This is a genomic window from Gordonia asplenii (assembly GCF_012933505.1).
Taxonomy (GTDB): Bacteria; Actinomycetota; Actinomycetes; order Mycobacteriales; family Mycobacteriaceae; genus Gordonia; species Gordonia asplenii.
The window spans coordinates 12,617-27,861 of the sequence record NZ_JABBNB010000005.1 but is presented as its reverse complement, the minus strand read 5'-3'; the positions used below and the strand labels follow the sequence as shown (position 1 = coordinate 27,861).

Genomic DNA, 15,245 nt, shown 5'->3' with positions numbered 1-15,245 from the left:
CTCAGCACCCCGATCCGGCGACCGGCACGCAGAAGTCCGACGCCAGCACGGTCTTGCTCTGGTCGATGATCACCGAACCGTCGGGCCCGACCATTCCCTCGAGCTTCTTGATCAGATCGCGTCCCTGGTTAATCATCGGCGTGTATCGCGCCAAGACCGGACCGAATTGCTTTCCGATTGCGTCGAGCTGCCGTACGAGCGGGTCGATGTCGTCGCGATAGGAGGCGAGCACGCCGGCGACCTTTCCCAGGATTCCGGTGAGCGCGAAGGCGGCCGAATTGAGGCGTCTGCCGAAATCGTCGTATTCGCTGAAGAACAGGCTCAGATTCTGGACCAGAGCGGTGATGACATCGCCATTGGCGTTGACCACCTTCGTATAGTCACCCGCCATTTTCAGCATCGCGCCGAATTCGTCCTGCTTCTGGTTCAGGTTCGTCAACATCGACGACAGAATCGTCAGATCGCTGCGGAATGCGGTCGGATTGTCGGCGAATCCGGCATTCAATTCGACCAGGGTCTTACGCAGCGGTGTGGCGTCGATCTTGCTGATCTTGGGCTGGGCGATCTGAAAAACCTCGGTCAGCGAATACGGCACCGACGTCCGGGTGACCGGAATCGGCGTATCGCCCAACGGCCGATCACCGATCGAGGTGATGTCGATGAAATTGCCGCCGACGACCGTCAGCATCTTGACGTCGGCCGTGGAATCACTGCCGATGAACGCGCTCTTGTCCACGGACATCGTGACCGCGACGTGGTCACCGGCGAGCTTCACCCCGACGACGTTGCCGACCGGAATTCCCGCGACGCGGACGCTGTCGCCGGTGCGGATCTGACCGGCTTCGTCGAAGTTCGCCGTGATATGCCCCTTGCCCGGCGTCAACACGTAGATTCCGACGGCCACCAGCCCGACGACGGCCAGCACGATCACCGCGGCGATGCCCCACCGGACCTCGCCCCGTTGCTGCTGGGCAGTCGTCTGGGCGGGGGGGTCGGTGAGCCGCGTGATGATCTTGCGCGGCCAGGAGAGGACCGTCAACGTTTGCACAGCGTCACCTGCGTTCCACGAATGAAGACTCCGATCGACGCGGGCACCGACGCCCGGCCGCGCGAGCAGGTGAACGACGTCGCCGTCGTACCGGGCACCGGCAACGCGGAGTTGAGTGCCGACAGGATGCCGGGCGCCAGCGACAGATACCCGACGACCGACTGGGCGATCGGCATGATCTGCCCGATGAAGACGTCGAGGTCGGGGGTGCGATTGTCGCGCAGCCCGAGAGACGCCAGGAAATTGTCGGTGCTGACCAAGGTGTCACTGGAATAGTCGGCCAGATGGCGCAGGTCGGGCATGAGCTGTACCAGCGTCGAACCCAGGTTGGACAGGTATCCGATGATCGGCGTGAGCGAATTCTCGCCGCCGCCGATCGACGACGACAGTTGCTGAAGGTTGCTCACCAACAGATTGACGACCGCCGAACGGTCGTCGACGACGGCGAGGACCTTGTTCAGCGAATCCACGAGACGACTGAATCCGGTGCCGTCCCCCTGCACCAGGGCGAGCAGGCTTTCGGAGAAGTGGTTGATGTCGTCGGGACTCATCACCGCGAAGACCGGCGCCAGGCCGTGGAAGATCGTGGTGATGTCGAAGGACGGGACAGTCGATTCCAGTCCGATCGTCGACCCGGCCGCGGCGGTCGGTCCGGTCGCCGAGCGCTGCTGCAGGTCCAGGTACCGGATACCGGTCAGGTTGAGGTAGCGGATGGCCAGTTTGGAGTCGGAGTAGATGTGCTGGCTCGACGACAGTGAGAAGCTGACCCGCGCCAACGACGTCTCGTCGCGGCGGTCGAGGGCCACCGCGGTGACCTTGCCGACTCGCACGCCGAGCGCGCGTACGTCGTTGCCCACCCGCAGCCCGGAGGCATTGCTGAACTCCGCCGAGTACGACGCCGAGTCCCCTTCGGTCGGGCGGTTGATCGCATTCGCGATGAAGATGCCGCCTGCGACGGCGACGATCGCGAAGATCACCAGGTAGACGAGGGTCCGAACGACGGATTTCACCGATGTCCTCCCGTCGGCGACGTCAGGGCTGCGGTAACGCCCGGAATGCCGCGCAGCACGACGTCGACGTTGAGCATCGGCCGCCCGTCGGCGCCGGCCGGCATCGCGCGCCGGATTCGTTCGATCAACGCGGCGATCTCCAAGCCGTTGTCGTAGGAGTCGGGGAAGCTCTGCTGAATCCGCGCGACGATCTGCGTCAGCGCCGGCACCAGCGGCATCGTCTGACCGATGTCCTTACCGAGGATGTCGTTGATGATGGGCAGCAACGTCGAGTAGGCAGCCCCCAGACCGTCGTTCGCCTTGTCGATGAAGCCGGGTCGCTGTGCCGCCTGCCAGCTCATCAGCGACCGGAGTCCGGGCAGCGCCGCCACCGTCGTCGCATTCAACCCGCTCAGTAGCGCGGCCATCTGGGGCATCGTCACCGACGTCGGGAGCTTCTGGGTGTCGGCGATCTCGGTCGCCAGCTCACTGACGGTGCCGATGACCGGCAGCAGTCCCATGGTGGCCTTGTTGGCGTTGGACAGGATGTCGGAGACGTACGGGGCGAAGGCTTCGGTCTGCAGGTCGCTGAGTCCGCGCAGCAACGTCGTCAACGTCGAGTCCACCGGAGTGTCCGGGTAGAAGTCGGCGTCGTTGCTCAGCGGGTCGCCGCCCGGCTGCGCGGTGAGCTCGACAGCGCCGATGCCGAACAGATTCTTCGGCGCGTAGGTGACCTGCATCGCGCTGGTGAGGACGTCTTTGCGGTCGCGATAGGCGGGGTTGATCGTCAGCCCGACGACGAACTTGGTGCCGTCGGCGCGGACCGAGGCCACCTGCCCGATCTCGTCGCCGTTGAGTACCACCGCGGTTCCCGGTTCGATGCCTCCAGCGACGACGTCGGTGTGCATGGCGATGTGCATGTTGTCGTCGGGGAGCATGGCGGTTACCACGACCGCGCCGATCACCAGGATTGCCGTGACGATGATGGCGATCACCGCTCGTTTGGCGAACGTCGCGGGCGATGCCGCCATGCCCGGGGTGCGAAAGTCGGTCATGCCGTCAGCCCCTGAACACGAACGGTGAGTTGATACCCCAGAAGAGGACGGTCAGCACGAGGTCCAGGCCGACCACGGCGACGAGGCTCGCCCGGATCGCGCGCCCCGAGGCCACGCCGACGCCCTCCGGACCGCCCGAGGCGAAGAAGCCTTTGTAGCAATGGATGATGATCACCGCCACGATGAAGATGGCCACTTTGAGGGTGGCCAACACGAGGTCGGGAAAGTTCACGAACTGCTGGAAATAGTGCTGATAGGCACCCGACGACTCGCCGCTGACCCGCACGACGAAGGCGCTGCTGAGGTAGCTGGCGATGATGGCGATCAGGAAGGTCGGGATGGTGGTGAGGATGCCGGCGACCACGCGGGTCGACACGACGAATGAAATCGAGTGCACGCCGACGACTTCCAGCGCGTCGATCTCCTCGCTGATGCGCATCGAGCCGATCTCGGCGGTCATTCGGCAGCCGGCCTGCACGGCGAAACCCAGTGCGGCGAGCAGTGGCGCGAATTCCCGGGTGATCGCATACGACGAGACCGAGCCGGCGATCGGGCCCAGGCCGAGCATGTTGAGGACTCCGTGCGCGACGATGGCGACCGTGGCTCCGGCGGCCAGCCCGAGGACCGCCATGACCAGCGCCGTACCGCCGCCGACGATGACCGCGCCGCGTCCCCAGGTGAGATCGGTGACGGTGCGGACGGTCTGCCCCTTGAACCGCCACATCGCCTGCGGGGCGAACCGGAAGCTGTAGTACACGAACGACAGGAAGTGTCCGAGCAGCGCGAGCGAGTCCTCGCCGCGGCGACGAACCCGAACGAGCCACCCCAGGCCTCGCGGTGCATACGCGGCGGGCACACCCATCGCACGTCACCCCTCTTCCTCGTACTGGTCTTCCTCGTACCGGTCTTCCACGTACTGTGTCGCCGCTCACCTCCGGCGGGCGACAGCGTAACAGAACACCGCTATCCAGATAACACCGCTACGCGACAGCACATCGTCGAGCCGAAGCGTCCACTCATCAGTCCGCTTAATATCAGTCACGCCGCACTTGCATAGAACGAACTGAACCACACCCGACGTCGTCGTTCACCCGTTTTGGACAGACGACCGAGCACGGATATTCGGATCGATCGATCGACCCGCCGGCGGCGGCGCTTCGAAAACCTAGCGGCGTAACATTTGAGGTGATACCGCTATGTGAAGTACGCGGCAATGCAGTGAGGAGATTCGATGGCACGGCGCAAGGCGCTCACCCGCGCCGAGAGTCAGGCAGTCACCCGCGAACAGTTGGTCGACTCCGCCGAGAAGCTGTTCTTGGCCAACGGCTATCACGCGACGTCGATCGCGACGATCGCCGCCGACTGCGGCCGCACCGTGGGCGCCGTGTACAGCAACTACGCCAGCAAGGAGGAACTCTGCTGCGCGGTCCTGCGACGCCGCTTCACCGCCGAGATCGCCAAAGCCCTGGCCATGCTCACCGCGGCCGGCGACGACCTCGACGCACGCCTGGAAGCCATCGCCCAGTGGTGGCGCGAGTTCGCGCGCGACACCCCGATGCTGTTGTTGACCGCCGAATACGGGCTGTCGCTTCTGCGCGACCCGAATCAGCGGGACAAGGCGGCACATGCGATCGATAGCACCGTCGACTCGGTGCGCGTCATGGTCGACGACCACCTCCCGAGCGAAGCGGCACGAGCCCATTCGGCGTCATTCGACCGCGCCGCCAACGCGATCACCGCGTTCGCGATCGGATTGTCGACGCTGCGCGGGGTCGGGACGCTCGGCGAGCGCGAATCGACGGCGATCCTCACCGAATCGATACGGATGTGGATCGACCGGGTGGCCGCCGAAACCCACCTGCCTGCCTAGAACCGAAAGGCAAGGCGCACAACAACTCCCACTACTGCGACGCCGAGTCCCACCGCACCGACGATCAGCGCAACATGCGTCAGATCGTTGACCACGCCGTCGATCGTCACTTCGGCGACCTGCCGCGCGCCGCCGTCGGTCGCCGAGACCTCCTGCTTGGCGCGGTGGGCGAACAGGATGGCCAATCCCCACGAGATCGCCGCCGACGCCACCGCGCCCACGCCGAGCCAGGCCAGGACGGTGCCCCGACGTCGGCCGATCGCCAGCGCCAGCAACGCCGCGACGACGGCGACTATGAGGCTCACGTAGGCGATCAGCGTGAGTTGGCTGCCGACATGGTGATAGCGCCCGGCCTCCAGGCCGTCGCCCGCGCCCCGGGTGATGTCGACGGTGATCGGGCCGGGAACCTTCACGCTCAGCCCGGTCGAGGCGATCACCCGATTGACCATGTTGGTCAGGTCGAGCTGCATCGGCTTGCCCCGTTGCTCGGGCGTCGCCTCATTGAACAGCCAGGCGTGCTCCTGCGAGGCGATGTCGACGAAGTCGGACCGAAACTGGGCACTGGCCGTGTAGCGGGTCGCGATGGGCTTGGCGATGAGGGCGGGTACCAGACCGTTCGACGCGGTGACCACCTGATTGACGATCTCGTCGGCCATGTAGGACTGGATCTTGGAGTTCTCGGCCATCGTCGACGCCGTCGTCGCGAATCCCTCCGGGTCGATGACCCGTTCTTTGACCCACAACGACGGCAACGCAACGATGATCGCGACGATGGCGATCAGCGTCGCCAGGCCGCTTACAAAACTTCGCACCCCAGAGAGGCTACTCACCCGCCAGATCGCGCGCGCGTCCGACGATCAGCGGATCGGGTTCGCCGACCACATCGTCGTTCTTACCCTCGTAGTCGAACAGACTCAGGACGTGACGCATCGCGTTGATCCGGGCCCGCTTCTTGTCGTTGCTCTTCACCACGGTCCACGGCGCGATGTCGGTGTCGGTGGCGGCGAACATCTCTTCTTTCGCCGCGGTGTAGCGATCCCACTTGTCCAGCGAGGCGAGGTCCATCGGCGACAGTTTCCACTGCCGCACCGGGTCGATCTGCCGGATCGCGAACCGCGTCCGCTGTTCGAGTGGGGTCACCGAGAACCAGAACTTCACCAGGCTGATGCCGTCGTCGGTGAGCATCTTCTCGAACGCCGGAACCTGCTGGAGGAATCGCGAATGCTGTTCGTCGGAGCAGAACCCCATCACGCGCTCGACTCCGGCGCGGTTGTACCAGGAGCGGTCGAAGAAGACCATCTCGCCGCCGGCGGGCAGATACTGCACGTAGCGCTGGAAGTACCACTCGGTGGACTCGCGCTCGCTGGGCTTCTCCAGTGCGACGATGTGCGCGCCGCGCGGGTTGAGGTGCTCGTTGAAGCGTTTGATGGTGCCACCCTTGCCCGCGGCGTCGCGGCCCTCGAAGACGAGTAGGTGGCGCTGGCCGGTCTTCTTCGACCATTTCTGCAGCTTGAGCAGCTCGATCTGCAGACGACGCTTGGTCACTTCGTATTCCCGACGGCTCATCCGCTCGTCGTAGGGATAGTCCTCCCGCCACGTGTCGACGACGTTGCGTTCGGGCAGGGTGAGGAGAATGGGGTCGTCGTCATCATCGTCGTTGACGGTGAATCCGGTGGTGTCGGCGAGGTCGACCAGCTGCTGTAGCGCCTCTCGGCCGGACACCGCACTGAAGTCGGGGCCGATGCGTTCCAACTCTTCAAGATCAGTCACCACACAACGGTAAGCAGCAACCGCGAACGGCACATGTCTTCCAGGTGAACTCGACGGATCTGTCGTCGGCCCCGACGTCGTACTACTCCCCGGGCGGGGTTCTCAGTTCTGGAAGTAAAGGACTCCCGATCGGACGCACAACTTGCCGCTCGACGTCTCGTAGGCGGCGGCGAAACCACCGAGGCACGCGGTTCCCTTGGGGCTCGCATACGCCTGGCCGCCCCATCCGCCCAGGGCCAGCGCCGTCGCCCCGGCGGTCGCCTGCGCCACCGACTGCGCTCCCGGCCCGGTGGTCACCGAGTAGGCGGTGCCGTTGTACTTCGCGCCGGCCAGAGCGGTCGAGCCGGGCTGCATGTTACGTGCAGTCGCCTTGCCGCCCTTGTCGGCGACGGCGATCGCGGTGCCCGCCGACGACGCGTCGTCGGCGGTGGCATGACTGCCCGGGCCCGACGTCGCCGCACACGCGCTGTCCGGGGTGACGTGCTGCATCCGCCCACCGTTGTCGGCGGTGCAGAGGTTGGCCTGTGCGCTGCCCCCGCCGACCGAGATCAAGAACGCCGCCCCCGCGACGGCCATCGCCGCGCCCATGACCCGTGTTGTGCACTTCGACAAAGTGGTGATTCGCACTGATTCCTCTCCCCGGACGGCCCCGCTGACCTGCCCAACGCACGTCAGCCTACAGATGCGGCAACCGCGCGTGTGCAACGATGTGGTCACGACACGCCGATGTGTTCTCGCCGGTCAGCGGCCTATCCAAAGGTCACTGGGCGGCGCGGCGCTTGGCCTCGGCGGAAACGCCCTTCTTCGACGTTTCCACCGCCACCTTCTGCGCCTGACGCAGCAGAAGGCCGGGCAGCTTCACCTTCAGATCGACCGACAACTCGAACTCGACATGCGTGGTGCCGTTGGGTCCCTCGGACAGGTGGTATTCGCCATGCTGCTGGCTCAATTGAGTCGCTTCGACGAGATCCCACGTGCAGGAGTTCTCGGTCCACGTGTACTCGATGACCTGTTCGTCGGTGATCGGCCCCATCGACACCGCGATCTTGACCCGCTTGGGCGCGCCGTCGTCGTATTCGTCGAGGATCTCCGCCGATTTGTGCGGCCCCGACCAGTCCGGCAGTGACTCCACATCCATCAGCAGTTCCATCACCACCGGCAGCGGTGCTTGAACGTCGTACTCGGTTTTCGCAGAGACAGCCATGGGAGGAAACCTATCACCGACCTGCGACACGATTGCCGCGTAGCCTCAGTGTTCCCGGTCGATGAGATTGATCGGCCAGGCTTCGTCGGGGATGTCGCTCAGTGCGCACTGCTGATCGACTGCGGTGAACCATCCGCGATAGTGCAGCACCTCCCCGATCACCGGGTTACGGACGATGGCGTCGCACCGGAATCGCTGGCGGGCGTCGTCCCATCCCTCGGTGTACTTCATCTCCAGCACGAACGGCCCGCGCATCCCCAGCCGCGGCCCGCGCAGCCAGCGCAGGGGGCCGCTTTCCAGAAGCAGATCGCCCTGCGGGGTCGTCGACGCCGTGATCGGGTAGAGCAGTTCGGGGCCGTCGCCGAAATAGTCGACGAGTCCTTCGTGGCCGGCGACCAACACGGAATTGAGCTTGCGACTACCCGCGGTGTATTCGAAGTTGCGCAGCACCGCGAGACACTCGCGGCCCAGTTCGTCGACGTAGCAATAGTTGTCCTGGGTGAACGGAACCATCCGGCTCGACTTGCTCGGCAATGCGTTGCGATTGCCGTAATACCAGGTGATCGGCGGTGGAACGGCTGCCGAGATATAGATCGACTCCAAGATGCCGGTCAGCCGCTGCGCCACCCCCGACGTCGAGTCGATCCCGTAGCGCCACTGCATATTCGGGTGCAACCGGTCGAAGTCGGACCCCAGGGCGGCACGGTAGACCGGCGTCATGGTTCTCCTCACTTCGACGCGGCGGAAGTCGATTCCGCGATTGTTCAAAGTGAAAACCTACTACGCCGACACACGCCTCAGGTAGCGGCAGCCGATTCGCACAGGGCCTGCAATTCGACGATCACGTCGTCGAGCGGGTCCACCCGACGCTGCGTCTGACACAGTCCGACGGCCCCTTCGACGGCAGCGATGATCAATCGCGCCAACGATTGCGCGCGCTCGCGCGGCACGCCGTCGCGGGCGAGTCGAGCGGCGATCAGCGCGATCCATTCGGCGAAGATCTCCTCCGCTTCGTCGGCGACGGCGGGTTCGGAATTGCGTGCCAAGCCTCCGGCGAGCACCGGGCAGCCGAATTCGAAATCACTCTCGATGAGCATCTTGCGCCATACGTCGCCGATGTCGGCGACGGTGTCGGCCGGGGTCGCCGTCCCACGACCCGCGATCCGGCGGGCCATGAACTCCCCCGCATAGCGGACCGCTTCGACCATCAACTCGCTCTTGCCGCGCGGAAAATGGTGGTAGATGGAACCGCGCGGCGCCTTGCTGGCCGCGAGCACGTCGCCGATCGACGTCGCCGACACCCCGTCGCGGCCGATGAGATCCGCCGCGCTGATCACCATGCGCTCGCGCGGGCCGCGTGCCTGACCGCGCCCGACGGGAATCTCCGCCACCTGCCGACCCTCATTTCATCTGCCCGAATATCTATGCCATCATACATAACCATGAGCACCGACATCTCTCCTTCGCCGGATTCGACGCCGCTCGATCCGCGCAGCGCTTCCGGACTCGAGCTCATGCAGGCATGGGCGGCCAACCCCGGCCTCGACCGCCCCAGCATCGGCCGCCTGCTCGGCATGCGGCCGGTCGCGATCGGCGAGGGAACGGTGACCTTCACCGTGACACCCAAACCCGACTTCGCCAACCCGCTGGGCAGCGTGCACGGCGGAATCTGCGCCACCCTGCTCGACTCGGTGATGGGCTGCGCGGTGCACACCACCCTGCCCGCGGGCGTCCGCTACACCACCCTGGAACTCAAGGTGAACTACATCCGCTCGGTGGCGCTCGACGCCGACGACCTCACCGCGGTGGGAACGGTGATCCACAGCGGGCGCAGCACCGCGACCGCCGACGGCAAGGTGTTCGCCGCCGACGGCAAACTCGTCGCACACGGCACCACTACCTGCATCATCTTGCGCTGAGGCCGACGCCGGGGCGTCGGTCGAACAGCGGAAGAACGCCGATAACGGCCGGCCGATGCAACCGGGCCGTCGTAGTCTCTCTCTATGCACGACATCGTGCGCACGCGGTTCTTCGAACAGGCCCGCGTGCTCGTCGACGACCCGGGTGCAGGGGGACTCCTGCTCGTCGGTCCGCTCGGCGTGGGCAAGACCACCCTCGCGCAGGCGATTCTCGCCGGCCGGACGGTGACCGCATTGACGGCGGCGGACTGCACCGCCGAACGTCTGCGCGACTTCGCCCATCGACCCGACGACAGTTCGACAGGGCGAGCGGAGCGCCGGGGCACTTCGACAGGGCGAGCGGGCAGTTCCATCGTGTGGATCGCCGACGCCGACCGACTCGATCCGGCCGCAGGCGCGATGCTGTGGCAGTTGACGGCCGCCCGCGCGACTCGAGTACTGCTGACCGCGCGCAGTGCGATCGCCCATCCCGCGCTGTACGCGATGTGGAAGGACAATCACGTCCACCGGCTGTCGATTCCGCCGTTCAGCCTCGACGACACCGCCGCACTCGTCGAGTCCCGCATACCCGGGCGCGTCCATCGTCGGGTTCCCCACCAGATTCAGCGGCTCAGCGGCGGAATCCCGCTCATCTCCGAGGCTCTGATGAGCGCTGCGATCGATTCGGAAACACTGCAGACCGAATTCGGTGTAGCTCAGTTGCATCACGACATTCCACTGTCACCGACGCTGCGGGCGATCCTCGACCGGTTCCTCGCACCGCTCACCGCGACACAGCGCGACGTCGCGACGATACTGTCGATCGCCGCGAATCTGCCGCTGGCGGTACTCAATACACTCTGCGACGGTTCGGCGATCGACGAGTGCGAGGCGTCGGGCCTGATCGACGTCGACGCCGGTGGCGACGCCACCCTGCGCATCCGGATTCTCGCATCGGTGATCGATGCCGAACTGTCCGACGATCAGCGCCGCGATCACGCGCGCCGGATCAGCGCGGCGTTCACCGCCGACCTCGCCGTCGGCGACACCTGGGTCATCACGCCGGTGATGATGAAGCTGATCGCCGGGATCGACCAGCCCACCGGGGCATTGGTCGACGCCGCGGCGCACGAACTGCGCATCGGCCACTTTCAGACGGCGGATATGCTTGCGCGCCAAGCAATTACGCGCGGTGACCACGCCGAGCCCACGCTCATTCTGGCGCAATCGCTGATGTGGCGGGGTCGTGCTCGCGAGTGTGAGCAACTGCTCGCCGCCGGCGACCCGCCGCCCGACGCCACCGTGCGCGCCCGGACCATCTCGGTGCGCGCGGCCAACATGTTCTGGTTTCTCCTGCGGCCCGACGATGCACTGACACTGCTTCGCGAGGCGCGTGCGACGTTGCCCGCCGACTCGGACGGCCTGTTCGCGATCGACGCGCTGCGTGCCACGTTCCACTACTATCTGGGCGAATCGCCTGTCGCGCTTGAGATTTGCGCTGAGCTCGGCGAACCGCGAGACCGTGACGCGTTGTCGACGGCGTGGCTCTACAGCTCGAAGGCCGCCGCCCTCCTGTCGGTGGGCCGACCGGCCGAAGCGCAAGTGCCGATCCGGCTGTCGCGCGCCGCCTCCAGCCAGGTCAACACCGGGCTCGCCGCGTTGATCAATACCTTCAACCAACTCGAATTCTATTTGCTGACAGGACGATTCGAAAAGGCCGGACGATTCGTCGCCGAGGTGGCCCAGGCCGCCCGCGACGACGGCGACTCGCTGCTGAGCCTGGCCAACGATGTGATCAGCGGGCGCGCCGCGCACATGAGCGGAGATCTGCTCGCCGCCGAGGACCACTATGCGCGTGCCCTGTCGCTCGCATCGCGGAGTCCCCAGGCGAGCCTGGTCTGCGCATGTTCGGCATGGCTGTCGCAGGTGTACTCGTTGCTCGGCCGCGTGACCGAGGCCAAGAGTTCGCTGCAGATCGCCGAGAACACCGCCCACCGGGTGAACGCCCACCAGCAACCCGCCGTCGAGATGGCACGGGCGCTGTATCGGATGGCGACGTCGGATCTGCCCGCCGCTCGGCTGCACGCCGCCGACGCGGTGGCCTTCGCGCGTAGCCACGAGATGGCGGGCGTCGAACTCGATGTCCGTTTCGACGCCGAGGCGCTCGGGCTCATCGCGCCCGACGCCGACTTTCATCGGCGCGCGCGTCAGGGCAGCGGCGGGCAAGCCGCCGTCGTCTTCCTCGAGGCGCTCGCCGGCGACGCCGATACGATGTCCGCGGCGGCGGAGCAGATGACCGCGCGCGGGCGGCTCATCTGGGCGGCCGAGGGTTTCGCGCTGGCCGCGCTCAAGTATGCGACCGAGGACGCGAAACTACTTGCGCTGAAGGCGAATTGGCAGTCTCGCGCCATCGTCGCGACCACCCTGCAACGCACGCCGGCGGTCGCTGCGCTGCCCGAACCGCCGACGCTGTCACGACGCGAGATCGAGATTCTCACCGAGGTCGCGCGTGGGGTGTCCAACCGGGACATCGCCGACGATCTCGTGGTCTCGGTGCGCACCGTCGAAGGCCACGTGTACCGGCTGATGCACAAACTCGGAGCGCGCCGACGCGACGAGTTGTCCATACTCACGCCGTGGATCCCGAGGTGACCGCCGGTATCGTCGGCCGTCGAGCGCAGTTGCACACCCTGGCCCGATTTCTCGACTCAGCCCGCGGCCTCATCGTCCTGGCCGGTCCGCCCGGGGTCGGCAAGACCGCACTGGTGCGCGCCGCGGTGACCGAACGCTCCCACCACCGTTGGATTTCCGGCGGCCCGGCGATGGCCGACATTCCGCTGGGTGCGCTGGCGCTGCACGTGCGCACCTTCGCCGGCGGGAGTACCGAACTGATCGAGAATGCCGCGCACGACCTCATCGAGACTCGCGGATCGACGCCGGCCGGGTGCATCGTCGTCGACGACGCACATGTCGTCGACGGCCTGTCGGCCGCGGTCATCGCGCGTGCCGCCGCCATGCTGCCGGTGGTCGCGACCACGCGTTCGCTCGACGACCTGCCCGCAGCCATCGCGGCGATCGCCGCCCGCGAGGTCATCGACATGCAGCCGCTATCGGTCGCCGAGGTCGGCGCGATGCTCGACGATCGGCTGGGCGGCACGGTCGAGCAGGCCAGCGTGCATCGCATCCACCACCTCACCAACGGCCTTCCGCTCTACATCGATCATCTCGTGCGGACCGAGACCGACCGCGGGCACTTCCACCGCGACGACGGCACCTGGTGGTGGACCGGCGAACCCGATGCGGTTGGCGTGCTGGGCGACCTCATCTCCCACGAACTGGCCCGCCTGGCCCCCGACGTCGCCGAGGTCGCCGACGTGCTCGCGGTCGCGGGCGAGCTGAGCGCCGAACAACTCGAGGGCATCGTCGATGCGACCGCCGTCGAGGCAGCGGTCGACAGCGGTGTGGTGGCCGCGGTCCCGACCAGCCACGGACCGCGCTACACGCTGGTCCATCCGCTGTATGGGGAGATCGGGCGTCGTCGGGCGGGCTACGGTCGACGCCGGGCGATCAGCGCCGCCCTCATCGCCAAGATTCCCGATCGACCCGGTGTGCCGCCGCCGCTGCGGATCTCGCGCGCGATCATGATGCTGCGCTGCGGGTTGGAAGTCGATCTGGCGATGTTGCAGCGCGCGGCCGAAGATGCCATGGCTGCCAACGACATCCGCGTCGGCAAGGAGCTCGCCGGCCAAGTCGCCCGACGCGCCGTTGCGGGCAGCGCACCGTATCTTCGCGCGTCCTACGTCCTCGCACTGTGCGCTACCTGGGCGGGCGACGGCGTAACGGCCGACGATCTGCTGCGCGCCGCGATGGCCTCCACGTCGGATGACGCCGACATCGTCCGACTCACCACGGTCCGAGCCGCCAACCTGGCCTGGGACTTGGCCGACGTCGACGCCGGGGCGGCATTGCTCGACGACGTAGGTGCGACGCTGCACGACCCCGACCTGCGCGCCCTGCTCGACGGCCCGCGCGCGGTGATGTTGCACGGCCGGGGTGCGTCACTCGATGCGGTGGACGCCGCGCGGCGCGCACTGAACAGTCGGCTGATCACCGATCCCGACTTCGCGATGCCCGCGAACCTCGCCATCACCGGGCTGCTCGCGGCCGGCGGGGAAACCGGCCAGATCGTTCGATGCCGCGCGGAATCATCGCCGATACTGGAGCGCCTGCAAGACAACTTCGACGTCGCGAATCTCAAACTGCCCATACAGATGAGGGAAGTCGCCGGACTGCTGATCGCCGGACTGCTCGACGACGCCGCCGCCCTGGCCGACGCCAACTCGTCGGTGCTCACCGGTCCCCCGGGCCCCGCATTGATCTACGCGCGGCTGATCTCCGGGTGGACGTGTACCGCGTCGGGCCGGATCGACACCGCTCTCACCGTCCTCGCCCAGGCCTGCACTGGAATCCGACGCTGGAGCGAGACCGGAAATCCGATGGGTCTGGACACCCTGGCACAGACCTCCGTCGCCATCGGCCACGCCATGCAGGGCTCCGCACAGGCGGCGAGCGCGGCATTGGACCCGGTCGCGGACGGTCCGCCGTCGGCGTACGCCTACTATCAGCCCCAGTCGATGCTCGCTCGGGCGTGGATCCACGCCGCGCAGGGCGCGATGGCGACCGCGATCGACGTCTGCACCGCGGCCGCCGACCTCGCGTCGCGGCGCGGACAGTCCGCGGTCGCCGTGCTGATCATGCAGACCGCCGTCGGCTTCGGCGACCTCGACGCGGCCAGCAGACTGATGGCCGTCACGGTCCCCGTCGACGGCCCCCGCTTCGCGGCCGCGCGACTGCACGCGCAGGGGTTGCTCGCCGACGATCCGTCCGCGCTGTTGACGGCCGCCGACGCCGCCGAGAGTTACGGCGACCTGGTCACGGCCGCGACGATCGCCGCTCAGGCCGCGGAGATCGCCAACGGCCAGGGTCGCCGGGGAACCATGCTCACGGCACGTAAGCGGGCGAGTGACCTGCAAGCCCGATGCGAGTCGGTGATCACCCCTGCCCTCCGTGCGCTGCCCCGCCTCGATCTACCGCTGACCCGACGCCAATGGGAGGTCGCGGGCCTGCTCCGCGAGGGCCTCAGCAACGCCGAACTCGCCGAACGGCTGGGCATGTCGCTGCGCACCGTCGAAGGACATGTCTACCGCATCAACCAACGGTTGGGCACCACCGACCGAGCGGAGATCATCGACTACCTGAGCAATGTGACCGAGTGATCGTCGAGCCGCAACCCGCTCCCCGAGTGCCGAAGCGAGGAACGAGCTTCGGTGTAACCGCCGTGCTGAGTGACCGCGAGGAACGAGCGGTTGTAACGAAGTAGAGGGGCTCGCGAGACGAAGAACCCAACCCGA

At 66.6% G+C, this 15,245-nt stretch carries 14 protein-coding genes; 4 read left to right on the top strand and 10 right to left on the bottom strand.

Translation table 11 applies throughout. From position 1 onward, the window contains the following. Position 1: 1 nt before the first annotated feature. The 4 genes from HH308_RS05835 to HH308_RS05820 are packed head-to-tail and all read right to left on the bottom strand — an operon-like array spanning position 2 to position 3,954. Positions 2-1,048, bottom strand: coding sequence for an MCE family protein (locus HH308_RS05835; protein ID WP_170193249.1), 1,047 nt, complete (start codon positions 1,046-1,048; stop codon positions 2-4). After that, positions 1,036-2,058 carry an MlaD family protein gene (locus HH308_RS05830; RefSeq protein ID WP_170193248.1) on the bottom strand — a complete coding sequence of 341 codons (1,023 nt, stop codon included), beginning with the start codon at positions 2,056-2,058 and terminating at the stop codon, positions 1,036-1,038. The genes HH308_RS05835 and HH308_RS05830 overlap by 13 nt, the downstream gene beginning before the upstream one ends. Continuing rightward, positions 2,055-3,092: an MlaD family protein gene (locus HH308_RS05825; RefSeq protein WP_170193247.1), complete on the bottom strand. Its 1,038-nt coding sequence runs from the start codon at positions 3,090-3,092 to the stop codon at positions 2,055-2,057. The genes HH308_RS05830 and HH308_RS05825 overlap by 4 nt, the downstream gene beginning before the upstream one ends. Before the next feature lie 4 nt (positions 3,093-3,096). Continuing rightward, complete coding sequence (locus HH308_RS05820) at positions 3,097-3,954, bottom strand: ABC transporter permease (protein ID WP_170193246.1); 858 nt, start codon at positions 3,952-3,954, stop codon at positions 3,097-3,099. Between the two features lie 369 nt (positions 3,955-4,323). Here HH308_RS05820 and HH308_RS05815 point away from each other — a divergent pair, with 369 nt between their 5' ends. Beyond that, a complete protein-coding gene (locus HH308_RS05815) occupies positions 4,324-4,962 on the top strand; it encodes a TetR/AcrR family transcriptional regulator (RefSeq protein ID WP_170193245.1) in 639 nt (212 codons plus the stop codon). On the opposite strand, the gene HH308_RS05810 is transcribed toward HH308_RS05815, so the two are convergent. The 6 genes from HH308_RS05810 to HH308_RS05785 form a co-directional block, all read right to left on the bottom strand. Continuing rightward, the gene (locus tag HH308_RS05810) at positions 4,959-5,774 is read right to left on the bottom strand and encodes a hypothetical protein (protein WP_170193244.1); all 816 of its coding nucleotides are present in this window, start codon (positions 5,772-5,774) and stop codon (positions 4,959-4,961) included. The two genes, HH308_RS05815 and HH308_RS05810, sit on opposite strands and share 4 nt — an antisense overlap. A 10-nt stretch (positions 5,775-5,784) precedes the next feature. After that, the gene (ppk2, locus tag HH308_RS05805; protein ID WP_170193243.1) at positions 5,785-6,732 is read right to left on the bottom strand and encodes a polyphosphate kinase 2; all 948 of its coding nucleotides are present in this window, start codon (positions 6,730-6,732) and stop codon (positions 5,785-5,787) included. 102 nt (positions 6,733-6,834) lie between these two features. After that, entirely contained in the window at positions 6,835-7,359 is a 525-nt protein-coding gene (locus tag HH308_RS05800) for a DUF6764 family protein (RefSeq protein WP_312870407.1), read from the bottom strand. 133 nt (positions 7,360-7,492) lie between these two features. Beyond that, positions 7,493-7,936, bottom strand: coding sequence for an SRPBCC family protein (locus HH308_RS05795; protein WP_170193242.1), 444 nt, complete (start codon positions 7,934-7,936; stop codon positions 7,493-7,495). A 45-nt stretch (positions 7,937-7,981) separates the two neighbouring features. Further along, on the bottom strand, positions 7,982-8,656 hold the full coding sequence (locus HH308_RS05790) for a DUF4166 domain-containing protein (protein WP_170193241.1): 675 nt from the start codon (positions 8,654-8,656) through the stop codon (positions 7,982-7,984). Between the two features lie 77 nt (positions 8,657-8,733). Further along, positions 8,734-9,276, bottom strand: a complete 543-nt coding sequence (locus tag HH308_RS05785) for a TetR/AcrR family transcriptional regulator (protein ID WP_170193471.1) — start codon at positions 9,274-9,276, stop codon at positions 8,734-8,736. A gap of 84 nt (positions 9,277-9,360) precedes the next feature. Here HH308_RS05785 and HH308_RS05780 point away from each other — a divergent pair, with 84 nt between their 5' ends. The 3 genes from HH308_RS05780 (at position 9,361) to HH308_RS05770 (ending at position 15,110) form a co-directional block, all read left to right on the top strand. Further along, entirely contained in the window at positions 9,361-9,855 is a 495-nt protein-coding gene (locus HH308_RS05780; RefSeq protein WP_376767176.1) for a PaaI family thioesterase, read from the top strand. An 84-nt stretch (positions 9,856-9,939) separates the two neighbouring features. Then, positions 9,940-12,486: a LuxR family transcriptional regulator gene (locus HH308_RS05775; protein ID WP_170193239.1), complete on the top strand. Its 2,547-nt coding sequence runs from the start codon at positions 9,940-9,942 to the stop codon at positions 12,484-12,486. Continuing rightward, positions 12,471-15,110 (top strand): LuxR C-terminal-related transcriptional regulator, encoded by a 2,640-nt coding sequence (locus HH308_RS05770; RefSeq protein ID WP_170193238.1) that lies wholly within the window; start codon positions 12,471-12,473, stop codon positions 15,108-15,110. The genes HH308_RS05775 and HH308_RS05770 overlap by 16 nt, the downstream gene beginning before the upstream one ends. Positions 15,111-15,245 lie beyond the last annotated feature (135 nt).